Origin of the sequence: Arthrobacter roseus (assembly GCF_016907875.1) — a bacterium.
Taxonomy (GTDB): domain Bacteria; phylum Actinomycetota; class Actinomycetes; order Actinomycetales; family Micrococcaceae; genus Arthrobacter_J; species Arthrobacter_J roseus.
Map to the genome: position 1 here is coordinate 2,399,535 of NZ_JAFBCU010000001.1, position 21,307 is coordinate 2,420,841.

20 protein-coding genes are annotated in these 21,307 nt (G+C 59.2%); 9 read left to right on the forward strand and 11 right to left on the reverse strand.

Annotation, left to right across the window (positions count from 1 at the left end):
- Positions 1 to 31: 31 nt before the first annotated feature.
- The gene (locus JOE65_RS11595; RefSeq protein WP_205163340.1) at positions 32 to 1,327 is read right to left on the reverse strand and encodes a CpaE/TadZ family protein; all 1,296 of its coding nucleotides are present in this window, start codon (positions 1,325 to 1,327) and stop codon (positions 32 to 34) included.
- A complete protein-coding gene (locus JOE65_RS11600; protein WP_205163341.1) occupies positions 1,324 to 1,977 on the reverse strand; it encodes a CpaB family protein in 654 nt (217 codons plus the stop codon). The genes JOE65_RS11595 and JOE65_RS11600 overlap by 4 nt, the downstream gene beginning before the upstream one ends.
- 154 nt (positions 1,978 to 2,131) lie before the next feature.
- Here JOE65_RS11600 and JOE65_RS11605 point away from each other — a divergent pair, with 154 nt between their 5' ends.
- Complete coding sequence (locus JOE65_RS11605) at positions 2,132 to 2,350, forward strand: helix-turn-helix transcriptional regulator (RefSeq protein ID WP_205163342.1); 219 nt, start codon at positions 2,132 to 2,134, stop codon at positions 2,348 to 2,350.
- A gap of 16 nt (positions 2,351 to 2,366) precedes the next feature.
- Here JOE65_RS11605 and JOE65_RS11610 read toward each other — a convergent pair whose 3' ends face one another.
- Positions 2,367 to 2,927 carry a hypothetical protein gene (locus JOE65_RS11610; protein WP_205163343.1) on the reverse strand — a complete coding sequence of 187 codons (561 nt, stop codon included), beginning with the start codon at positions 2,925 to 2,927 and terminating at the stop codon, positions 2,367 to 2,369.
- Between the two features lie 149 nt (positions 2,928 to 3,076).
- Between JOE65_RS11610 and JOE65_RS11615 the strand changes: the two genes are divergently transcribed.
- Together JOE65_RS11615 and JOE65_RS11620 are read left to right on the forward strand one after the other, a co-directional pair.
- Complete coding sequence (locus tag JOE65_RS11615; RefSeq protein ID WP_205163344.1) at positions 3,077 to 3,793, forward strand: LysM peptidoglycan-binding domain-containing protein; 717 nt, start codon at positions 3,077 to 3,079, stop codon at positions 3,791 to 3,793.
- A 63-nt stretch (positions 3,794 to 3,856) separates the two neighbouring features.
- Positions 3,857 to 4,426, forward strand: a complete 570-nt coding sequence (locus JOE65_RS11620; protein ID WP_205163345.1) for an Rv3235 family protein — start codon at positions 3,857 to 3,859, stop codon at positions 4,424 to 4,426.
- A gap of 14 nt (positions 4,427 to 4,440) precedes the next feature.
- Here the strand turns inward: JOE65_RS11620 and secA are convergent, their stop codons facing one another.
- The 6 genes from secA to mtrA form a co-directional block, all read right to left on the reverse strand.
- Positions 4,441 to 7,176, reverse strand: coding sequence for a preprotein translocase subunit SecA (gene secA / locus JOE65_RS11625; RefSeq protein WP_205163346.1), 2,736 nt, complete (start codon positions 7,174 to 7,176; stop codon positions 4,441 to 4,443).
- Positions 7,177 to 7,325: 149 nt separating this feature from the next.
- Positions 7,326 to 8,024 carry a ribosome hibernation-promoting factor, HPF/YfiA family gene (hpf, locus tag JOE65_RS11630; RefSeq protein WP_205163347.1) on the reverse strand — a complete coding sequence of 233 codons (699 nt, stop codon included), beginning with the start codon at positions 8,022 to 8,024 and terminating at the stop codon, positions 7,326 to 7,328.
- A 123-nt stretch (positions 8,025 to 8,147) separates the two neighbouring features.
- A complete protein-coding gene (locus tag JOE65_RS15530; protein ID WP_205163348.1) occupies positions 8,148 to 9,029 on the reverse strand; it encodes a phosphoribosyltransferase family protein in 882 nt (293 codons plus the stop codon).
- A 76-nt stretch (positions 9,030 to 9,105) separates the two neighbouring features.
- Positions 9,106 to 10,824, reverse strand: coding sequence for an LpqB family beta-propeller domain-containing protein (locus JOE65_RS11640; protein WP_205163349.1), 1,719 nt, complete (start codon positions 10,822 to 10,824; stop codon positions 9,106 to 9,108).
- Positions 10,814 to 12,505, reverse strand: coding sequence for an MtrAB system histidine kinase MtrB (gene mtrB, locus JOE65_RS11645; RefSeq protein ID WP_205163350.1), 1,692 nt, complete (start codon positions 12,503 to 12,505; stop codon positions 10,814 to 10,816). Before mtrB ends, JOE65_RS11640 begins: the two co-directional genes overlap by 11 nt.
- A 2-nt stretch (positions 12,506 to 12,507) precedes the next feature.
- Positions 12,508 to 13,185 (reverse strand): MtrAB system response regulator MtrA, encoded by a 678-nt coding sequence (mtrA, locus tag JOE65_RS11650; protein ID WP_205163351.1) that lies wholly within the window; start codon positions 13,183 to 13,185, stop codon positions 12,508 to 12,510.
- 436 nt (positions 13,186 to 13,621) lie between these two features.
- Here mtrA and JOE65_RS11655 point away from each other — a divergent pair, with 436 nt between their 5' ends.
- The 6 genes from JOE65_RS11655 to JOE65_RS11680 are packed head-to-tail and all read left to right on the forward strand — an operon-like array spanning position 13,622 to position 19,849.
- Complete coding sequence (locus JOE65_RS11655) at positions 13,622 to 14,674, forward strand: DUF7847 domain-containing protein (protein ID WP_205163352.1); 1,053 nt, start codon at positions 13,622 to 13,624, stop codon at positions 14,672 to 14,674.
- Complete coding sequence (locus JOE65_RS11660) at positions 14,662 to 15,336, forward strand: DUF4129 domain-containing protein (protein ID WP_205163353.1); 675 nt, start codon at positions 14,662 to 14,664, stop codon at positions 15,334 to 15,336. Before JOE65_RS11655 ends, JOE65_RS11660 begins: the two co-directional genes overlap by 13 nt.
- Complete coding sequence (locus JOE65_RS11665; RefSeq protein ID WP_205163354.1) at positions 15,333 to 16,532, forward strand: DUF4350 domain-containing protein; 1,200 nt, start codon at positions 15,333 to 15,335, stop codon at positions 16,530 to 16,532. The genes JOE65_RS11660 and JOE65_RS11665 overlap by 4 nt, the downstream gene beginning before the upstream one ends.
- Positions 16,529 to 17,536 carry an AAA family ATPase gene (locus tag JOE65_RS11670; protein ID WP_205163355.1) on the forward strand — a complete coding sequence of 336 codons (1,008 nt, stop codon included), beginning with the start codon at positions 16,529 to 16,531 and terminating at the stop codon, positions 17,534 to 17,536. Before JOE65_RS11665 ends, JOE65_RS11670 begins: the two co-directional genes overlap by 4 nt.
- 5 nt (positions 17,537 to 17,541) lie before the next feature.
- The gene (locus tag JOE65_RS11675; protein WP_205163356.1) at positions 17,542 to 18,834 is read left to right on the forward strand and encodes a DUF58 domain-containing protein; all 1,293 of its coding nucleotides are present in this window, start codon (positions 17,542 to 17,544) and stop codon (positions 18,832 to 18,834) included.
- Between the two features lie 25 nt (positions 18,835 to 18,859).
- Entirely contained in the window at positions 18,860 to 19,849 is a 990-nt protein-coding gene (locus tag JOE65_RS11680; RefSeq protein ID WP_205163357.1) for a phosphotransferase family protein, read from the forward strand.
- A 10-nt stretch (positions 19,850 to 19,859) separates the two neighbouring features.
- Here JOE65_RS11680 and JOE65_RS11685 read toward each other — a convergent pair whose 3' ends face one another.
- A complete protein-coding gene (locus tag JOE65_RS11685; protein WP_205163358.1) occupies positions 19,860 to 20,891 on the reverse strand; it encodes a uroporphyrinogen decarboxylase/cobalamine-independent methonine synthase family protein in 1,032 nt (343 codons plus the stop codon).
- Positions 20,892 to 20,893: 2 nt separating this feature from the next.
- A complete protein-coding gene (locus tag JOE65_RS11690) occupies positions 20,894 to 21,253 on the reverse strand; it encodes a chorismate mutase (RefSeq protein WP_205163359.1) in 360 nt (119 codons plus the stop codon).
- Between the last annotated feature and the right edge of the window lie 54 nt (positions 21,254 to 21,307).

A 21,307-nucleotide genomic window follows, 5' to 3' on the forward strand; every position in this document is an offset into this window, starting at 1 on the left:
CTCATGAGCCTAGCCTCGTTTTGGTTAAAGTTCACTTTGGGCTGCGGCCGCTTCTGGCGGCTCTTCGAATGCGGCTGACACCGATCCCGGCGACAGCGGCAATGGCTTCCCTCAGCCGTGAGTCCGGTGCTGCTTCCAAGAGCACCGAGCCTGCAAGAAGCGCTTCATCTGCTGCCGTTTCATCCGCCGGGAGGAATGATTCGATGGCATGTTGCGGACCAAAGCGTTCCCACGCCTCGCGCAGCTGCCGCTCAGGTGACCGGCCCACGGCGGATGCCCTGACACGGTTGAAGAGGACGCGCGGGGACGCGGTCGGCACGGCTTGCGAAAGTTGGCTCAGCGCACGCACCAATCTGGGCATTCCTATTGAATCCGCCGAACCGATCGCCAGGACTGTGTCTGCGGACTCGAGAGCCACGAGAGTGGCACCGTTTCTGCGGGGAGCCATTGTGTCAAAACTGAGCTCCTCGTCCGCCTCAAGGCAAAAACTACAGTCGATGACCACGTCGTCAACGAGTGCGCGGGCCTCTTCGAGAACCCTGCGAAAAGCCGACGCCCGTAGCTCGGCCCAGCGATCGGGTCTCGTTATGCCCGTCAGAACCCGAAGGCGCCCGCCACTAATAGCCACCTCAGTTGACACCCGAGCCAACGAAGACGTATCCAAGGACCCCTGATCTGCGAGTCTGCAGGCATGTGCTAGGCCCGCGGTTTCGTCGAGAAGTCCCAAGGACGCTGCGACCGAGGCACCGTACGTGTCGGCATCGATCAGAAGGACGTTCCTTCCGGATGCGGCCAGCTCTGCCGCTAGGTTTACAGCGATGGTTGTTCTGCCCGGCGCGCCATATGGACCCCAAACGGTAGTAACGGCGCCCCGTTGCGATGGACCCTCTGCCTGCTGCGCCTCCTGGGTCAATGGTAGGTCAGTGAGTGCATCAGCTGTAGCCCCGTAGTCCTTCACATCCCGGGTCCGCGGGCGTATTTTCAGCGCGTGAACAGACTCCTCAACTGCCGAAGCCAATTCTGAAGCGTTTACTGAGCTCGATACGTGGCGGACGCCGAGTCCATCCAACCGTAGCCGCGTCTCATAGTCATCAGTCAGTACAACTACAGCGACTTCCGACTCTGCCAGCCGGGCAACCAGTGATCCGGTTACTTCACCGGATTCACTCGCTAGGATGGCGGCTCGTGCCAATCCCGTTTGGCAAGCAGCAATCAGCTCCGTTAGCTCAGAGCACCTTCGGACGACCGTTACGGGGCCCCGGAGCCTCTCCAATCCAGTGACCAGGTCTCCCGTAGATTCACCGACAGTCACCACGGGGATATTCATTTCGCACCCCCGGGGTTGGGGATGACCGCAATTTTTGCCTCGTTGGAGATAGCGTCCAACAACGCACCCATTTTGTCTTCCTTGACTAGCACCTGCACGGTTGTGGCGTTAGTTCCGCCCAGCGCCGACTCGGAGTCTTCCCGGGACGCCATCTCGACGCCTTCCAGAAGCAATTGTGGTTTTTCGAAATGTCTACTCTCTCCCTGGGTGGAGACCCACACGTCAACAAATGATCCGACTGTTGCTTCCGCAGAGAGGGGTTGGCGGACAAGTAGCCCCACTGGTTGCCTGTCCAATTGATCTGCTGTTCCCACGGCTGATTCCGTTAACAGTTCGTCACCGCGGAGCATGGAGATCGCCATAGCCCGATCTGGCAGTCCTTCAGCAACAGTTATGTACGATGCTTCAGCGGCACCCAGCCGCACTCCGATGACGTCAAGGTCATCGTGGCTGATGTTACTGCCGACCGGAAGGTCATTTTTAACGGCGTAGACATCCACGGTTTGGTCAGCAGTCTTGACCAGGGCGACTACGCCCGCGACGGACGCGCAAACGATAAGGATCCCCACGAGGAGCCGTGGATCATGCCATGAAGGCTTTTTGAGACGGGGCGCGCTGGGCGGGGAAGCTGGAGGAGGATTGGTGCTCATGTACTTATTCTGAACGAAACTTTCATCAAACAAAAACGCTTGTGATCAAAGTGGCGCAAATTGTGGATAACTATCGCAATCCGCACCAACCGCTCTCAGAAGTGGCAGACTTGTTTAGTAATGAGCCGTTCATTCGATTTTCTGAGGAGTACAGATGGCACGCTTCCTCACCCTCACTGACGTCGCCGAAGAACTTCAAATATCTTCTTCACAAATGTATGCTCTTGTCCGCAGCGGTGAGCTGCCGGCAATTCAGATTGGCGGACGTGGCCAGTGGCGCGTTGAACAAACCGTTCTCGACCAGTACATCGAAGACAAGTATGCCGAGGCCCGGCGGCAGATTCAGGACGCCAAGGCCAAAGAGAGGGCCTGATACCGCAGGTATTACGTCACTGGTACTGGGAGCCAATCGCTAGCAGCGCTGAAAACGGTATGGCGTAAATGCCGGAGATATTTTCGGCAGAACGAAGCTCACCCACTGGGGCTAGCGCAACTTCAATGAAATCGCGGCCGACTCTGTCAATCGTGCCCACCAACGAAGATGATCCTTCCGAACCCCTTAGGTAGATAGCAACCCCAGCGCGATCCCGGGCAAGAGCCCGGAACGCAGACGCCATCCCTAAGCGCCGGCGGCCGACAGAATCCTCAATGCTGGAGAAGCGGCCCAGCCCCTCTACTGACTGCAGGCCCTGAAACGGCAACAGAATGGACCGCATTCCGTCTCTGATAACGAGCCATTCGCTTCCAACGTGCGTCACCTCACCTCCGAAGACAGTGCCGCCCTCAACTCGGACCCTCAGATGACGCTGCACCTGTCCTCGCATTCGGTCAGCAAACTCAATGCCTGACTGCTCGAGGCGAACCCGTTCGGAGACTTCTGATTCAACCGTCGCGAACTCCGCTGCTGCCAACTGACCGTCAAGGTCATCAAAAAGTGCATCCCATCGCATCGCATCAGGCTATGCGCGAAAGCACATTGTGGTCAATCACTGGACATCTAACGCGATCAAAGGTAGACATGTAAATACAAACCGCATCAAACAGCGTCAAACAGCACCAAACAAGTTCGGCGCTCGTCTACGCATTCAGGAGGATAAACGTGGGAAGACTGCAGGCAGACGTGGCTATGGCTATCAGCACCGCAGCACTTGGCGGTTTGCTTGTAGCGACTGGGCTGATTCTCAATGGACGGCGGGCAGCATCTGGGTCCCTGCAGGACCTCGTGGGTCTGGCAGCCAGCGCGGTTGGTATCTTACTGCTGGCGTGGTGGTTGACCAGCCTGATTCTCGCTTTTGTCGCCGGCTTGCTGGCGCGCGGCGCCGAGAACCGAATGCATCGGATCGCTGCAGCTGCAGCTCCCGACTACATGAAACGAATCGCTGTTGCCGTTCTCGGATTCAATCTGATCGCCATACCCGCGGCGACCGCTTCCGGAACGTCAGCACCCGCGTCTGTGACGGCAACAAGCTACTCAGCCGATGCCCCTGCACTTTCCCCAGAGTGGACGGACACTCAGCGAGAGGTCTCCACCGTGCAAGATGTGACTCCCCAATGGAAGCCGACGAAGCAGTCCGCACAGGGCGGACTTCTGGTCAAACAACAGCGAGCAGAGGACTCTCGACAGCAACACGAGGTTACCGTGAAGCCGGGAGATTGCCTCTGGACTTTGGCGGCGACCCAGCTGGGTCCAGCAGCGACCGACAAACAGATCGCCGATCAGTGGCAACTTTGGTACACGGCGAATCGCGATCTCGTGGGACCGAATCCCGATGTTCTTCTACCCGGCATCGTATTAACTTCGCCACCCCTGCCCTAACCCCGACCTGACATTCCAAACCCGAAATCACAGCCACTCTAAGTGGTAGAAAGAGGAGTACCCATGTCTAATCTGCTCGCTTTTCCACAGCAATCGATCGAAACCTATCCCCTGGCCGCAGCCAGTGGCGAACCACGACCAACGATCCCACGAAGGACAAACGGATCACAGAGCTCCCCGCAGCCAGTAGGTGTAACACCGTTGGCAAACTCGAGACAGACCAGGGGACCTGCAATTGAACGGCGAACTATCGCAGCGGTTCCGCCACCTGCTCCGTGCATTGATGAAAAGCGCTTATCAGCGATAGCTGCCTCGGTGGGCCAAGCTGCCGTCGAAGTACTGGGCGGGTCTCGTCCGCTGAAGCAGATGTCACAATGGCTCGACCCCAAAAGCTTCGAGCGCCTTCAGATCCGGACCTCGCTGGTAGACAATTTCAGACGCAGGTCCACGGGCAAGACGGACGTTCGCCTCCACCGCGGTATCAGTGTCAGGTCCACTCGCCTCTGCCAAGTACGGGAAGGTGCTTATGAAGCTTCTTTGGTGGTAGCGGAACAGAGTCGCGTCCGCGCCGTGGCGCTCAGGCTGGAGCTTCGACGCGGCAACTGGAAAGTCACTGCACTGGAAATCGGCTAGACCAATCTGTCTACCTACTTGCGCCGCTTCTTGGATGGGCTCTTTGCCTTCGCCTTGTCAGACTTTTCGGCCTCTCGAGCGGCACTTCGAGAACGTTCCACTCGTGTATCAACTCCACCTTGGGAATTTGGGGCACTGAATTGCAGACTCGCCGGTTTTTCGGGAGCATCCAGACCCGCAACCTTGAGATTAGCGCCCTGTAGAGCGCTCCGACCGTCTGTCACGCCCGGCAACCCCGTTGATGCAGGTGCAGCCGTTTCAACCTGAAGGTTGAAGAGATACCCAATGCTTTCCTCGCGAATGGCCTCCATCATGGCCTGGAACATAATGAATCCCTCACGCTGGTACTCGACCAGTGGATCACGCTGGGCCATGGCCCTTAGCCCAATACCTTCTTTGAGGTAGTCCATCTCATACAAATGTTCCTGCCACTTGCGTCCGATCACAGAAAGCACCACGCGGCGTTCAAGTTCGCGCATGCTGTCAAAACCTACGACAGCTTCACGTTCCTGGTAGGCGACTTCAGCATCAGAAAGTATTTCGCGATGCAAGAACTCAGGTGTGACTTCAGAGCGACCGCCAGCTTCCTCGAAAATCTCGGTTGGCGTCAACGCAATGGGGTATAGCGTTTTCAAGTTCGTCCAGAGCGCGTCATAGTCCCAGTCCTCGCTGCTCCCCTCAGTGGTAGCTTCTTTGACCATCGCGGTAACGACATCCTCAAGAAAGAAGCGCACCTTTTCGTGCAGGTCATCACCTTCAAGGATCCGCCGCCGGTCCCCGTAGATCGCCTCACGCTGACGATTTAGCACGTCGTCGTATTTAAGGACGTTCTTGCGCTGCTCCGCGTTGCGGCCTTCGACCTGACCCTGGGCATTCTCGATGGCTTTCGACACGATTTTAGACTCCAGCGCCACGTCGTCCGGCATATTGGAGCTATTCATAATGCGTTCGGCAGCACCGGAGTTGAAAAGGCGCATGAGGTCATCCGTCAGCGACAGATAGAAACGCGACTCCCCTGGATCACCCTGACGTCCGGAACGGCCACGAAGCTGATTGTCGATTCGACGCGATTCGTGCCGTTCGGTGCCTAGAACGTAAAGCCCGCCGAGCTCGCGGATTGCCTGCTGCTCGGACTCCACCGCCCGCTGGGCTTCCTCAAGAGCCGCTGGCCAAGCCGACTCGTAGTCCTCCGGGCTTTCGGCTGGGTCAAGGCCCCGTTTCTCCAGTTCCGCAACGGCGTTGAATTCCGCGTTGCCACCCAGCATGATATCCGTACCACGACCAGCCATGTTTGTTGCCACGGTTACAGCGTTCCTGCGGCCAGCTTGGGCAACAATGGCCGCCTCACGTGCGTGGTTCTTGGCGTTGAGGACTTCATGCCGGACGCCAGCCTTCGCCAACTGCTTGGACAGGTACTCGCTCTTCTCCACACTCGTGGTGCCAACGAGTACAGGCTGGCCCTTCTCGTGCTGCTGAACAATATCCTTGACGACGGCATCAAACTTCGCAACCTCGTTTTTGTAGATAAGGTCGGAGCGGTCAGCCCTTGCCATGGGCCTGTTGGTTGGGATAGCGACTACGCCCAGCGAATAGGTACCCATGAACTCTGCGGCTTCAGTTTCTGCCGTACCAGTCATGCCGGAAAGCTTTTCATACAACCGAAAGTAGTTTTGCAAGGTGACGGTGGCGAGCGTCTGATTCTCCGCCTTGATCTCGACGCCTTCTTTGGCCTCGATCGCTTGGTGCATACCTTCGCTGTAGCGGCGCCCCGCAAGGATACGGCCAGTGTGCTCGTCGACGATCATGACCTCGCCCTTGAGCACCACATAGTCCTTGTCCGGCTGGAACAGTTCTTTGGCCTTAATCGCGTTGTTAAGAAACCCGATCAAGGGAGTGTTCGCAGATTCATAGAGGTTGTGAATACCGAGGTAGTCCTCGACCTTTTCTATCCCAGATTCAAGAACACCAACGGTGCGCTTTTTCTCGTCCACTTCATAATCGACCTCCGGCTTAAGCCGCTGGACAACTTTGGAGAACTCCGTGTACCAGCGGTTCACGTCGCCCGTAGCCTGGCCCGAGATGATCAGCGGGGTCCGGGCTTCATCGATAAGAATCGAATCGACTTCATCGACAACAGCGAAGTTGTGTCCGCGTTGTACTAGTTCGTCCTTACTCCACGCCATATTGTCGCGGAGGTAATCGAACCCGAATTCGTTGTTCGTCCCGTAGGTGACATCCGCACTGTACTGCTCCCGGCGAACTGACGGATCCTGGTTGGACAAAATGCAGCCAGTCTCCATACCGAGGAAGCGAAATACTCGGCCCATCAAATCCGACTGATATTCCGCCAGGTAATCGTTGACGGTAATGATGTGGACGCCCTTACCCGTCAGCGCGTTGAGATAGGCCGGGGCAGTGGCCACGAGGGTTTTACCCTCACCGGTTTTCATTTCCGCGATGTTGCCCAGGTGCAGGGCGGCGCCGCCCATCAGCTGTACGTCGAAGTGACGCAAACCCAGTGTGCGCCCAGCGGCTTCCCGGACAGCTGCGAAGGCCTCTGGGAGGAGCGAGTCCAGGCTTTCACCGCCCTCGTAACGCGCTTTGAGCCTGTCAGTCTCAGCTCGGACCTCCGCATCTGAAAATTCGCGGAACTCGTCCTCAAGTACGTTGATGGCGTCCGCATAGTTCCGTAACCGTTTCAGCGTCTTTTTGTCGCCGGTACGAAGAACTCGTTCGAGAAGTGATGGCACGGGTCATTGCTCCAAATCTGATGCCGCCGGTTTCTGGCGTGTTTAGTCTACGTGAGAGACGCCTCAAGTCGCGTTTTAGTTCCGGTCAAGGCTTCGGCCCACCTGCCGCGCTGTCACCGGGCGGGTGGGCCGACCATCATTTGCCGACTCTAAAGTGACACCGCAGGTTCTTCGGACCGGTAAGCACGAAGTTCCTCGTGCGGATCCTCACCACCTTCTGCACACTTGGCATCCAGGGTGATGACACCGTAGGTCCACCCGCTACGGCGGTAAACGGCGGAGGGAGCACCCGTTCCGGAATCCACGAATAGATAAAAAGCGTGACCTACCAGTTCCATGTTGTCCACGGCGTCGTCGAGACTCATGGGTGTCCCCGGAAATACTTTGCGTCGAATCAGTACCGGAGAGTCTCCTGCAGGTACATCATTGTCAATGACGTAGCCATCCGCAGACGCCGTTGCCCCATCAATGTCGGACGCATGTGGCAGTGCCCCTTCCTGCTCGGCTCCTCCCTGGCGTACTGACATCGGAGTGTGCCGGCCATGGTGCACTTTTCTGCGGTCTCGAGCGCGCCGGAGCCGTTCAAGCAATTTCGTGTAGGCAAGATCAAATGCTGCGAATTTGTCCGCTGCAGACGCTTCAGCGCGGATCACCGGGCCACGCCCCAGGACTGTCAGCTCCACCGTCAACGCCGAATCGCTTTGCCTCGCGTTGGGCTGCTTGGTGACCTTTGCATCAACTCGCTGCACCTTGTCTCCGAGTTGCTCAATCTTGTCCACTTTCTCGGCGGTGTATTCCCGGAAGCGCTCAGAAACGGCAAGGTTGCGTCCATTGATCATAAATTCCATGGTGCCCTCCAAAATCACTTAGGTGACACAACAGCGACTGAAGAATATCTCCTTTCAGTCGCTGTCGACGGGTAGCTGTCTTCGTTGATGTACCCATACTCCAAGGTAGTCCACGGGTGCTGTTTATTCACCCCTTGGAAGCTGTGGATTTGCCTGATGTTGGTTTGACCTGCCAGTTCCGGCCGCGGCAGCAATGACGACGGCGCCGGCTACCAGGCCGCCAGCGTCTCGCAATGCACGGGTTACTTCGGCGATCGTTGAGCCCGTGGTGAGGACATCGTCCACAACCACGCAAACTCGCCCGGAGATAGCTGCTTGCCGGGACGCCTTGACACGCATAGTTCCTCGGACATTGGTGGCGCGTTTACGCTTGCCAAGACCCAACTGATTTCCACCTATTGATCCCCGAGGAAGTACTTGCTGCATCGCTGACCGCATCGTGTACCTCAACGGTGAGGCAATCGCGGTGCCAGCGGGAAGAAGACGCCATCGATGCGTGCGTCGTAGTAGCAGGCCGATGGGATCGTAGCCACGACGCCGAAACGATTTGCCTCGGGAAGGCACTGGTATCAGCAGGATTGACGTCTCTTTCGTCCGATAATCCTGGATCCCACGATGGAGGGCGCCGGCCAAAGCGGAGAGTAGCGGCGAGGCGAGATCAGTATGGCCTCCATTCTTATAAGCGAGTAGGACTTGCGAAACCACGTCGCCGTAGACGCCAGCCGATGTGACTGCCAACGGTTCAAATCCATCGGCTGGGACCAGCCGGGGCGACCATTCACTCTCGGGGAGCGACGCGGCCTCGGATTCCGCACGGAAGGGACGAACCGTAGCCCGGCGGAAAATGATGCTGCAGCGATAACACAACGATGCATCGAGCGCGCCGCAGACCACACATTCTGTGGGAAAGAGCAGCAGTCCAAAACCACGTATGGCGCCGGTCACGTGGCGGACCGAGGAAGCCGCCGCCCAGAAATCCAGACGCCTCAACCAAGAATTCTCCACTCTATCTACAATGCCGTGCAGGGAGCGCCGTGCGCATCCCGAAGTCTGTAGTTGTGGAAAACTTCAGGTGATCAGGCTAACCGGGAAAAGCCGGATCGCGGATTCCCGGTGTTCCCTCGACCCAGCTATTCCCGACGCGACTATAGATAGCCTTGTCCGTCTCGGCAAATATGTCCTGATCTCCTGTGCCTGCGCTTATTCCGCGCATTCCCTGCAGAGGTGCTGTCTCCTGGGGCGAAGATCCCAAAGTGATGATCTCAGCACTGACTGGAGCGTCGTCGTCGGCCGCCATGACAACGAACGTGGTTTCATCGACCCACTTTGCCGCGTCGACCGGGCCGCTCGTCCTGACCTCGTAAGGGGCCACAAGCTCACGTGGTACACCGTCCGAGGATCGTGTAATACCGCTCAACAGGACCTGACTCTGACCCGCCTGCTCAGCCACTATCAAGGCCCGCGCGCCATCGCGCGATATCCGTAACTCCTTGACGTCCCGGTCTCCCAACCACTCCGCCGAAAGGGTCACGGAGTTAGCGGATCCTCCACCCGGGGGTAGCGCATGGACGCTGTACTGACCATCATCGCTGGAGTCCGCGTGCCACAACCAATTCATCGGGTCGAAGCTCGGCGCTGTCATCGATTGGCCCTGGCTGACCACGCGAACGTCCTGATCCGGCGCCGTCACCAGAAGTTTGTCCTTGTCTCCGGAGAGAAAGGCCATAGTCTTCATGTCGTAGGAAATGGCCGGGTCTTTCGGCTTCCACGAGCGGATTGATGGAATGTCCGGAATAGCCACCGGCTGCGCGCCCCGGTAATAGGTTAACTCGTTATTCAGCAAAGCTATTTGGGTAATGCCCACCGAAGGACTCTTCACGACGGGGTCGGGGGTGTCAGCAACTTCGATAGACACAGGAGACTGTCCCGTTGTCATCTCCACCGAATAAACCGTGTTCAACGACGAGAGGTTCTGCTCCAACTGCCGTTTCATCTGCAGCAGCCGTTCGTCTGTGGCGTCCTGCAGAATATCAGCAGAGAGGTCCACTGTTGCCTCACCGGAGGAAATGGGAACCGAGTTACTCGGCAGTGTGGTGCCCTCGGGGAATGCACTGACCACAGCGCCTTCTAGATACGGTGCTGGCCCGGCAAGCATGGTTTTAATGATGTTTGCGGTGACACCCTGTCGCTTGACGAACCAGCGGACATCAGGGACCCAATAGCGGTAAGTGCTGTTGTAGAAGTACAGGTTGTGTGACCGGAACAGGGTGGAGACACTACCTTCAGGAACCAGAATGCCGTCTGGGATTTCGCTGATCCTCCACTGGCCGCTGTTGTTCCTCGTGAGGTGCGCATCAATGGTTTCCGTGGTGCCAGCCGCAGTGTCACTGCGGATACCAACTTCATTGATCGAACCAACCACTTCGACCTGAATCTGTACATTCTCATCCTTTGGGGTTTGGACCGTTTTGGGTTCAGCACGGTAAATGAGAACTCGTCCCTCCGGGCTCCACGCTGCACTGAGTTTCGGGCCCAGATACTCTCTGGCCACCTGGTAATCCTCCTGGACACCGCGCCCAGCAGCGATAAAGCCGTCAACGATTTCCTCGGGCGTAGCGTTCTCCGACGGTCCTCGGGGACTGTACGGCAAGGTAATGTCCAGTGATCCATCTTGAGGTGCGGCTGTGATCGTCCCCACCGGCCCCACCGTTGGAATAGCCGAGCATCCAGTCAGGCAGAGGACGAGTGCCAAAAACACGATCGCCAGCCGCTGCGTAACGGGCTGTGAGTCAACGGACATTCGTATCCTCCGCGGAGGTCAGCGCTGAATCTCTGGATGTCCCTGGGAGTAGCGGAATCGGTGACTGTGTCAGGACTGTGCCCTGTTTTCTGGGAAGGGTCAGCCTGAAGCAGGATCCCCCTCCTGGGCTGCCCCATGCCTGGAGCCACCCTCCATGCAGTCGGGCGTCCTCTGTTGCGATAGACAGGCCCAGACCGCTGCCGCCCGTGGTTCGCGCGCGGGCCGGATCTGCCCGCCAAAATCGATCGAATACGCGGGACGCTTCGAGTGCGGTCATACCAATGCCGTAGTCGCGAACCGTGACGGCGACAGCTTCGTCGTCGGAAGCGATGGTCACGTCAACGGGGTTCCCCTCTGAATGTTCGAGGGCATTGAGGATGAGGTTCCGCACGATGCGATCAATTCGGCGCGGATCCATCTCCGCCAAGCAGGTGGACGCTGAAGAGACAATGTGCAGTTCCGCGCCGATATTATCTGCCAACGGCTGCGCTCCCTCAATAGCGTTGCGAACGACTCCGCACAGGTCCGCAGTCTCCGCTTCGAGGACCGCCGCGCCCGCGTCAAAACGTGAAATCTCCAGCAGGTCAGCAAGCAGAGCCTGGAATCGCTCAACCTGGTTATAGAGCAGCTCGGCGGAGCGTCGATTGACGGGGTCAAAGTCGCGGCGGGCATCGTGCAGGACCTCAGCTGCCATCCGCACGGTAGTGAGAGGAGTTCGCAGCTCGTGTGAAACGTCCGAGACGAACCGCTGCTGCATCTTGGACAGTTGAGCCAGCTGCGTGATCTGTTCCTGCAAGCTGGCAGCCATGTGGTTGAACGATGCACCCAACCGAGCCACCTCATCCTCACCTTTGACGTCCATGCGTTCCTCGAGGTGGCCGGCAGCCAGCTTCTCTGAAACGTTGGCAGCATGGCTGACTGGACCGACGACGGCCCGCGTGACGAACCACGCAATAGTTCCGATGACCACCAGCAGAACCGCACCTCCGATCCACAACACGCCGTGAATCTCATTGAGGGTGTCCTGCAGGGAGCCAAGATCGTAGATCAGATACAGCGCATACTCAGTACGCTCCGGTGGCAACGTGACCTTTGTACCGAAGGCCAGCGCCGGTACCTCCCGGTTGCCATTGGACAGGAACATCGGCGACCAGTAATGGTTATCGCCCGTCTGCACCGCTTCCGTCAAGCGCCCGGGGATCTGGCTGCTCTTCAGTTGAATCCCGTCGGGTGCCAACCCTGTGTCACTCGAGTATGGCGACATGTAGTAATTCTTGTTTTCATCTCCTGGCAGCGGTGTCAACAGATACTGCCGAGGGGCCTCAGCCCCGGTCTTTTCAAGGATCCGTAGGGTGTCTTTGACTAGCCTGACCGTGGACTCACTATCATTGGCAGCCGTGCTGTTGAAAATCTCTCGGACGTCTGAGAGACCCTCACTGGACTCCGCGCTCAGGGTCCGCAACCGTTCCTGGTAAAGCGCGCCCGCAATCTGGCTGGAGAGAAAAGCCCCGACACCTACGAGAGCCATGGCGGCGAGAGTAATGGTGGCGACGACGGTCCGGAACTGCAATGAACGCCGCCACCGGTGAACCGTTTGCCCTCGCAGTTTCCCTATGCGTTCACGCAATCCCGACGGTTTGCGTCCCGCTTCTTCCGCTGGTGCGGACACCGCGGTGGACATGTCTATCCCTGGCCAGCTTTATAGCCGACTCCACGCACTGTCAGCACGATCTCCGGGGCTTCCGGATCCTGCTCAATTTTGGAGCGCAGCCGCTGCACGTGAACGTTCACCAACCGGGTATCCGCTGCATGACGGTACCCCCACACCTGCTCGAGCAGGAGCTCACGGGTGAATACCTGCCATGGCTTGCGGGCCAGCGCCACCAGCAGATCAAATTCCAGCGGTGTCAGCGACACTTTTTTGCCCCCTCGAGTCACCGAATGCCCAGCGACGTCAATGTTAACGTCGGCGATACTCAGCGTTTCAGGAGCCTTCTGATCTCCCGGGCGAAGCCGGGCACGGACTCGGGCCACCAGTTCCGCAGGCTTGAAAGGCTTGGGTACGTAGTCGTCAGCACCGGATTCGAGGCCCCGCACAACGTCGGAGGTGTCCGACTTAGCCGTCAACATAACAATCGGCACATCTGATTCCGCCCTGATCTGGCGGCAGACCTCGATGCCGTCCATGCCCGGGAGCATGAGGTCCAGCAACACAAGCTCTGGCTTCGAGTTGCGGAACACCTCGAGCGCGCTGGAGCCGTCGGCACAAAACACGGGATCGAACCCGTCATTGCGCAAAACGATACCGATCATTTCGGACAGTGCTTCGTCGTCGTCGACGACCAGAATACGTGCCTTCATATCTCCATAGTCTCTTATAGCGTCCCCGACGACCTACATCCGCCATTACGGTGAACGGGTGCGCCGCTCCGTCAAGTCTGTTAGAAGTCTGTCATACAGGCTCGAACCTGTGCAGGGAACTCAACGTCTTGGCACACCCTCACGTTCCCGACATCGTGGGCGATTCCGGAAACTGCGTGAGGGAAACTATAGTCGAGACACTACGTCCACCAGTTCAGTCGGCGCTTCCAGGGGGATCATGAGTCAGCCACCGGACCATCAGCAACCTCAGCAACCATGGGGGCAGCAAAACCCATGGTCGAGGCCCGGTCCCGGCCCTAGTGGCCCGTGGACCCAGCCAGCGCAGCCCAACGGGCCTCCTCCTGCCCATGGCGTGCCTCCGGGCGGCTATCCGGGTTTCAACGGTCCACGCCTACCACCGGGTCAGGGCGGGTATGTGGCCCCGCCTAAGCCGGGCATCATCCCCCTTCGACCACTTGGTCTTGGCGAAATTCTTGACGGCGCATTTCTGGCGTGTCGCAAGAACGCAGCGGCCACGTTCGGTAGCGCAGTCCTCGTGCAGGTGGTCTTGTCAATTCTGACAGTGGCACTGCTGGGGGGACTGCTGCTTAATCCTGAACAGCTGGAGAATCTCAACACCGCAAATGACAGTGAGGCACTTGGATGGGTGGCCTCCATCATGGGCGGCGCTTCCGTTCTGTCACTTGTCAACGCCATAGCCGTCCTGGTGCTTCAGGGCGTACTGGTCATTCCCGTGGCTCGCGCCATCCTCAATCTCAAGACCGGGTTCAGCGCCATGTGGCGTATTGCCGGAAAGAAGATCGTTGCTCTGATCGGGCTCGGCCTGGTGATGGTCGTTGCAGCCACGATCATTCTCGCCGTGTTCGTCCTACTCATGGTCGTGACCGTTATCGCCCTTGAAGAACAATCGATCGCCATCGTCATCATCAGCGTTCTGGCACTGTTCGCGCTCGCAGTGTGGGTCACGGTGAAACTGGCGTTGGCCCCTGCGGCCCTGATCCTGGACGGAACTGGCATATTCGCCTCGCTCGGCCGTTCCTGGACACTGGTCAAAGGTAACTGGTGGAGAACCTTCGGCATTCTGTTGTTGACCACCGTCATTGTCCAGGTCATCGCCTCCGTCATCAGCACACCGATCTCGATGGTAGCCAGCCTGGCCTTTTCTATGAACGGCGGCTCCGAGTCAGGCCGAGAGGCCGCCTTCGCCCAGTCGGTGCCAGTTTTGCTCGTGACTTCGTTGATTACAGCGGTCTTTGCGGCGATCGGTCTGGCCTTCCAGGCTGCTGTCACGTCGCTGCTCTACGTGGACCTGAGGATTCGCCGCGAAGGCTTCGACATCACCTTGATGAAGGAACACGAATCCGCGGCGGAGGGGGGGCCTGGTCTCCTCCCCGGTCACTCAGTCCGACGGGACGGGAGACCACACACGCCACCGGCTGGCCAAAGCTCCGGCCCATGGCCGCAATGACCCCTGGACACATGGTGGATGTGGCGGTAACACCGGACGACGACGAAGCGCGTCGGTGGCTGACTGACGAGCTCGCCAAGGCACCTTATGTGGAGTCGCAGCCCGGACCACTGGAACGTTTCTGGCGGGTCGTCTTGGAATGGCTCACGGATGCGCTCGACGGCGTCCGCTCGCTGGACTCCGACGTCGGCGTTCTGCTTCTTGGGTTCGCGGCCCTGACGGTCATCGCGCTGGCAATCTGGTTCATCAAACCACGGTTAAATGCTGCGGCCCGTCTGCCCGTTGACGTCTTTGACGGCAATAAAGTTCTGGAAGCATCTCGACACCGCGCGTTGGCTGCTGCTGCCGCAGTCGACGCACACTACAACGAGGCACTGACAGAGACCCTTCGGGCTGTGATCAGGAGCGCCGAGGAACGTACCCTGATCGAGCGCGCACCCGGGCGCACAGCAGATGAAGTCTCCCGGCTGCTCGGCGATTGCTTCCAAGACCGTACCGACGACATTCAGTGGCTCGTTTCGCGGTTCAATGAGGTGCGCTATGGCGCAGGACGGGCGAGCGCGAAAGATTACGAATGGGCGCGGATCGTGGACCAACAGCTCGAAAAGACTCAGCCACACACCCAGCAGTCCGTTTCTTCTGTCTTCGCGGTCCCTTCGTGACAGCTGCGGGTCTCGGCGGGGCACCCACCGCCGAGGAAACCGATACAACTGGAAGCAGCGGAAGCTCGCGTTGGCGGAGCATCAGGTTCTGGGGCATCCTGGCCGTGCTCGTAGTGGCGGTCACGGTAGTCGCGATTCTGACACGCACGTCGGAGGACCGCACCGCACTATCTCCGCATAATCCAGCGCCCAACGGTGCGCAAGCCGTCGCTCAAGTACTGACACAGCGCGGCATCACCATCAAGTACGCGACAACGCTCGAGGAAGCACTGGAGCACCTTGAGGAGGCAGGCGAGCCAAGCACCCTTTTCCTCAGCGACCCGTCTATGTGGTTGGATCCCGACCAGCTTCAACGATTAGCCAGTGGAGGCGCCGGAAAGACGGTACTGGCAGCACCGGCGTTCGACCAGCTGGAATCTTTAGCCCCGACCGTTAGACAGGCTGGGCAAATGTCGGTTGATGAGGGACAAACCGTTGAAGCCCGCTGTTCCTTGCCCGCGGCCACAGCGGCTAGCACTATCACGGCAGGAGGTCAGGCTTACCGTGGAGGTACTGTCTGTTTCTTGCCCGCCGAAGGAGAACGGGGCGCTGGTTCATTGGTCGTCACGGATTCCGGGACCACTACGGTGCTCGGCAATCCGAGTCTGATGAACAACGCCACCATCACCGATCAGGGAAATGCGGCTCTTGCCCTGCACGTCCTCGGATCGGAACCCGTCCTCGTCTGGTACCAGCCGACCATCAATGACCTGCAAGCTACGGCACAACCTCAGAACCCAACGGAGCTTCTTCCGCCCTGGGTAGGGCTCCTGGCTGTTTGGCTCCTCATCGTCGCTGCATTCGCCGCGTTCTGGCGTGGACGCCGCATGGGTCCGCTTGTGGCCGAGCGACTCCCCGTCGTCGTACGATCTTCAGAAACAGCCGATGGACGGGCGCGCCTCTACCAGGATTCCAAAGCAGTCGTTCGGGCAGCCGAGAACCTGCGTTCAGCAAGCCTTTTACGCATTACGCGGCATCTTGGCCTCGGCCGTACTCCGGAGATCGCGGCGATTGTAGCCGCGACGGCGCGGGCCCTGTCCCGCGATCCCCACATCATTGCGGTCATACTTGACCGCCCAGCTCCCATCAGCGAAACCGATTTGGTTCGATGGGCGCAGGAACTCACAGCCCTAGAGAAAGAGGTCGCCACAGCATGAGTCAGGAAACGCCGCAGTCAACCGCTACCCCGGTCAACGACGGCCTGAAAGGGCAGGATCCTGTGCGTCAGGCATTGCTCGATGTCCGTACCGAAGTGGCCAAGGCCGTCGTCGGGCAGGATGCCGCCGTCACTGGGATGCTCATCGCTTTGCTGGCCAACGGCCATGTGCTGCTAGAAGGGGTCCCCGGCGTCGCCAAAACGCTATTGGTGCGCGCTCTGTCGACGGCGCTCAGCCTCGACACACGACGCATCCAGTTCACCCCGGACCTGATGCCCGGTGACGTCACCGGATCGCTGATCTACGACTCTCGAAAAGAGGAGTTCACGTTCCGAGAGGGACCCGTATTCACCAATATCCTCCTCGCGGACGAGATCAATCGGACCCCACCAAAAACCCAGGCGTCCCTGCTCGAGGCCATGGAAGAAAAGCAGGTCTCCGTGGATGGGATCTCAAGGCCGCTACCCGAGCCGTTCATTGTCGCCGCCACACAGAATCCCGTTGAATATGAAGGCACCTATCCGTTGCCTGAGGCACAACTGGACCGCTTCCTGCTCAAACTCACGCTCCCCCTGCCCGAACGTGACGACGAAATCGAAGTCATCCGCCGCCACAGCGAAGGCTTCGATCCCCGAGATCTCGCAGCGGCTGGCGTTCAGCCTGCAGCATCCGCCGAAGATCTGGGGCGGGCACGCCTAGCTGTTTCCCAGGTGACGATTTCCCCGGAGGTACTCGGCTACATTGTGGACGTTGTCCGTGCAACGCGCGCTGCGCCTTCCTTCCAGCTTGGCGTCTCACCCCGCGGGGCTACTGCCCTGCTGAACACCTCCCGGGCCTGGGCCTGGCTTTCCGGCCGTCAGTACGTCACGCCGGATGATGTGAAAGTTCTCGCGATCCCCGCGCTGCGCCACCGGATCAGCCTCCACCCTGAGGCGCAGATGGACGGTGTAACGGTCGACGACGTCCTCTCCAGCATTCTTGCCACCGTTCCCGTTCCTCGGTAAGCAACATGGCTATTTCAGGGCGCTTGGTGATTTTCGTTGCGGTGGGCTCGCTGGCGGTCATTCTCTATCCACACGCATCGACCATTCTGTGGTGGCTTCTCCTCAGCGTGATGGTCATGACCATCGATTTGCTGGCTGCGGCGCCGCTTCGCCGTGTAGAGGTTGAACGGGGGCTTCCTGCGAACGTGCGGCTCGGTGAATGGTGCGAGAGCACGTTGACCATCACCAACCGCGGCCGGCGGACCATTCGGGCCGCTGTCCGCGAGGGCTGGCAGCCTTCAGCTGGCGCCAATGGTTTGCCTTCCCGGCTTACCATTCCCCCAGCAGAGACGCGTCGTGTGCGCTCCGTCCTGCGTCCGGTCCGACGTGGTGATCTCCACGTCCACCACGTGACTTTGAGGAGCTTCGGGCCGCTCGGCCTGGCCTCCAGACAACTGACCATGAGAATGCCAGCAACACTGCGGGTCCTGCCCGCTTTCCATTCGAAAAGACACTTGCCCTCCAAACTGCGAAAACTACGCGAGCTCAACGGCAGCGCTGCCGTGCAACTGCGCGGTGCCGGGACCGAATTCGACTCGCTGCGCGACTATGTTCGCGGAGACGACGTCCGTTCCATTGACTGGCGCGCAACGGCCCGACGACGCGAGACTGTGGTGCGCACCTGGCGGCCCGAACGCGACCGAAGAGTGATCATAGTTCTCGATACGTCCCGCACCTCTGCTGTGCGGATTCAGGACGAGCCGCGTCTGGATACAGGGATCGAAGCATCACTCCTGCTGGCCGTATTGGCACGGCACGGCGGAGACAGAGTCGATTTTCTGGCCTTCGACCGGCGTCTCCGAGCCAGGGTGGAGTCCGAGGCCAAGGGGAACCAGCTCAGCGAGCTCGTCAACGCCATGGCACCCCTTGAGCCAGAATTGATTGAGGCTGATTGGACAGGCGTCCCGCGCCAAATTCATCAGGTGTCATCCCACCGATCTCTCGTGGTCTTACTGACATCTTTGGATGCGGGGGCAGTAGAAGAGGGTCTGTTGCCGGTCCTGCCCAGTTTGACGACGAAACATATGGTCGTTGTAGCAGCTGTCCGCGACCCGGAACTGGACTTGCGCAGGACTCAGCGGAATACGGCCGCGGAAACCTACCGCGCAGCCGCTGCCGAACGCGCCCTACTGGATCGGGCCGCTGTCGCCGCCAGGATCAGGCAAACGGGGGCGGAAATAGTGGATGAAACACCCCATGATCTCGCACCGCGGCTGGCTGATATGTACATCCGGTTGAAGGCAGCGGGCAGGCTGTGAACGGCACTGAAGAAGGGTAGTCTCGATGTCCATGACCAATGTGTTCGTGGACTACACCGCAACTTCCAGACGTATGACGTGGCAAAGCCTGCCCGCTGTAGTGCGGACGCGCTTTGCGGACCTTCTCGGTTCCCCCGTACAGCGCGTTCAGCTTGCCGGAGGAGGGTTTACCCCCGGCTTTGCTGCGATATTGACGGGCGTGAATCGCAGTATTTTCGTCAAGGCAGCGTGCGCGGCTGACACGTTTATTCACCCCGCCTATGTTCGGGAAGCAGAAGTTCTGGCCCTGATGCCCCACGACATGCCCGTGCCGCAGTTACTCGATGGGCCGGTCATCGAGGATCAGGACGTTCCGTGGCAGTTGCTGTGCTTTGAAGCCGTGCACGGCCGGATGCCGGGAGCACCGTGGAGCGTCCCGGATCTATTGTCGATCCACGAGTCACTGATATCGATCCAGGCCGGTTTGAAATCCGTTCCCGCGCACCTAACGGGTGGATCGATGTCTGAGGAGTTCGATAATCCAGATTTCAGGAACGTGTTTGAACAGCTGGGTGATTCATCGGAGATGCCCGACTATTTGAGCGGACTCCTCACCCGGAAGGCTTTGCAGGATTTACAGGGACTCTGTCACCGGGCTCCCGAAGCCCTTCGCGGAGATGCAGTTCTGCACAATGATCTTCGGGCTGACAACGTGATTATGCGCCAGAAAGACAACCGGGCGTTCATCTGCGACTGGAACTTTTTGTCCACCGGACCGGAATGGGCGGATTGGGTGGGGCTCCTGCCGTATGCCCGTCATGGAGGGCTTGACGTCGAACAGTGGTTGACGAACTCACCGTTGACAGCCACTGCCGACCCAGAGGACATTGATGCGTGGCTCGGTATCCTGGCCGCGTATATGGTGGTCAACGGCGCCCGACCCTATCTGGAATCTAGCCCTTACCTTCGTGCCCACGGACGCTTCACGGCGAAGATCGTTCTGGACTGGCTCAGCGTCAGAAGGTGCTGGCGCTGACGGTCTGGCTTCAGCCTTCGGCCATCACCTGATTCAAGGCATCCGCAGCCGAGGACAGGCGGCCGAGCATCATCCTCGCCTCCGTCGGCGTGCGCTCTGCCAGTCCGACGTCGGGCGTGAGCCTCAGTTGTTTGAACCGATCAAGGTCTAAGCCCGTCCGGTTCCACGGATCGATGACGCTCCGCACCATCGTTGAAACCTGAGGTAGTGGCCCGACGCCGCCGACCCCCAGCCAGAGGAACCGCCCGGCCTCCAGCATCTCAGCCAGTGATTCCCACTCATGATCCGTCACAGATGAGGCAGGAACGGCGAGACCGTCGAAGGTCTCGGCAAGTTCTTTGAACGGCAAATTCACCCCAGCTGCGGACACGAGGACCTGATGCGCTCCGGCTGACTTTAGCGAACTCACCACAACAGCCCACGCTTCCAACGCCTCTAATCTCGGCACAGCACGCAACATTCGGTATCCACTCGCTGTGGGAATACGCCCGTGCAGAACATCCGACAGCCGCGGTTCATCCAACTGCACGGTCAGCTGTGCACCAGGTGCCGCCGCCATGACACGCCCAACATGCTCGGCAGCGCCGGCCGCCAGCGATTGCGCAAGGTCCCTTCTGGCACCAGCGTCACGAAGAGCGCGCTCACCCGACGGCAAATAGAGTCCTGAAGTAAGGCTGAGAGGGCCAAGTAGTTGTGTCTTCAGCTCCCCCACCGCTGCGCCATTGACCCCAATGTCATCGGCCAGAGTATCTACATCTGTCTTCAGTAACGAAACCGCCCGGCGATGCTCACGGCCTGCTCGCGGGATGATCCGCCAACCGTGCGGTTGTAGATCCACGGCCAGGTCCACGAGCATCGCGGCGCTGCGGCCGGTAGGATCCGCCCCGGGACCGCGATGCGGAAGTTCCACGACGTGCGGAAGATTAGGGGTGCCGAGCTCTCCCCTGACCACACGATTCGCTTCCCTCGGGTCGTTGCCGGGCCAAGAACCAAGGCCTGTGGCAGTTGCACCCGACGCCGCAGCGGCCATTGCCTGGTTCATGATCACTGATCCGCTTCCCGACTTTCCGAAATATCGTGATGATGCCTGATGACTTCAGAAATGATGAAGTTCAGAAACTTCTCTGCAAACGCTGGGTCCAGGTGGGCTTCCTCGGCGAGTGCGCGAAGCCGCCCGATCTGCGCAGACTCACGGGCGGGGTCGCCGGGCGGAAGTTTGTGCTCCGCCTTCAGGTGGCCCACACGCTGCGTCGCTTTGAACCGTTCGGCCAGAAGGTAGACCAGCGTCGCGTCTATGTTGTCGATGCTACCTCGGACCGAAAGTAATTCGGCCATGACGCTCGCGTCCACCTCACCGGCCAGTGAACTTGCTTCGGGATTGTAGTTACCTCCTGCGTCTGTCATGTAACCAGTCAAACAGACACAGCGGCGCGGGCGTGAACATGTGAAATCACATGA

Bases quoted from the DNA above. Each gene is read 5' to 3' on its own strand.
- JOE65_RS11595 (WP_205163340.1), bottom strand. From the start codon at position 1,327: ATGAATATCCCCGTGGTGACTGTCGGTGAATCTACGGGAGACCTGGTC.
- JOE65_RS11600 (WP_205163341.1), bottom strand. From the start codon at position 1,977: ATGAGCACCAATCCTCCTCCAGCTTCCCCGCCCAGCGCGCCCCGTCTC.
- JOE65_RS11605 (WP_205163342.1), top strand. From the start codon at position 2,132: ATGGCACGCTTCCTCACCCTCACTGACGTCGCCGAAGAACTTCAAATA.
- JOE65_RS11610 (WP_205163343.1), bottom strand. From the start codon at position 2,927: ATGCGATGGGATGCACTTTTTGATGACCTTGACGGTCAGTTGGCAGCA.
- JOE65_RS11620 (WP_205163345.1), top strand. From the start codon at position 3,857: ATGTCTAATCTGCTCGCTTTTCCACAGCAATCGATCGAAACCTATCCC.
- hpf (WP_205163347.1), bottom strand. From the start codon at position 8,024: ATGGAATTTATGATCAATGGACGCAACCTTGCCGTTTCTGAGCGCTTC.
- JOE65_RS11640 (WP_205163349.1), bottom strand. From the start codon at position 10,824: ATGTCCGTTGACTCACAGCCCGTTACGCAGCGGCTGGCGATCGTGTTT.
- mtrB (WP_205163350.1), bottom strand. From the start codon at position 12,505: ATGTCCACCGCGGTGTCCGCACCAGCGGAAGAAGCGGGACGCAAACCG.
- mtrA (WP_205163351.1), bottom strand. From the start codon at position 13,185: ATGAAGGCACGTATTCTGGTCGTCGACGACGACGAAGCACTGTCCGAA.
- JOE65_RS11660 (WP_205163353.1), top strand. From the start codon at position 14,662: ATGGCCGCAATGACCCCTGGACACATGGTGGATGTGGCGGTAACACCG.
- JOE65_RS11670 (WP_205163355.1), top strand. From the start codon at position 16,529: ATGAGTCAGGAAACGCCGCAGTCAACCGCTACCCCGGTCAACGACGGC.
- JOE65_RS11675 (WP_205163356.1), top strand. From the start codon at position 17,542: ATGGCTATTTCAGGGCGCTTGGTGATTTTCGTTGCGGTGGGCTCGCTG.
- JOE65_RS11680 (WP_205163357.1), top strand. From the start codon at position 18,860: ATGTCCATGACCAATGTGTTCGTGGACTACACCGCAACTTCCAGACGT.
- JOE65_RS11685 (WP_205163358.1), bottom strand. From the start codon at position 20,891: ATGAACCAGGCAATGGCCGCTGCGGCGTCGGGTGCAACTGCCACAGGC.
- JOE65_RS11690 (WP_205163359.1), bottom strand. From the start codon at position 21,253: ATGACAGACGCAGGAGGTAACTACAATCCCGAAGCAAGTTCACTGGCC.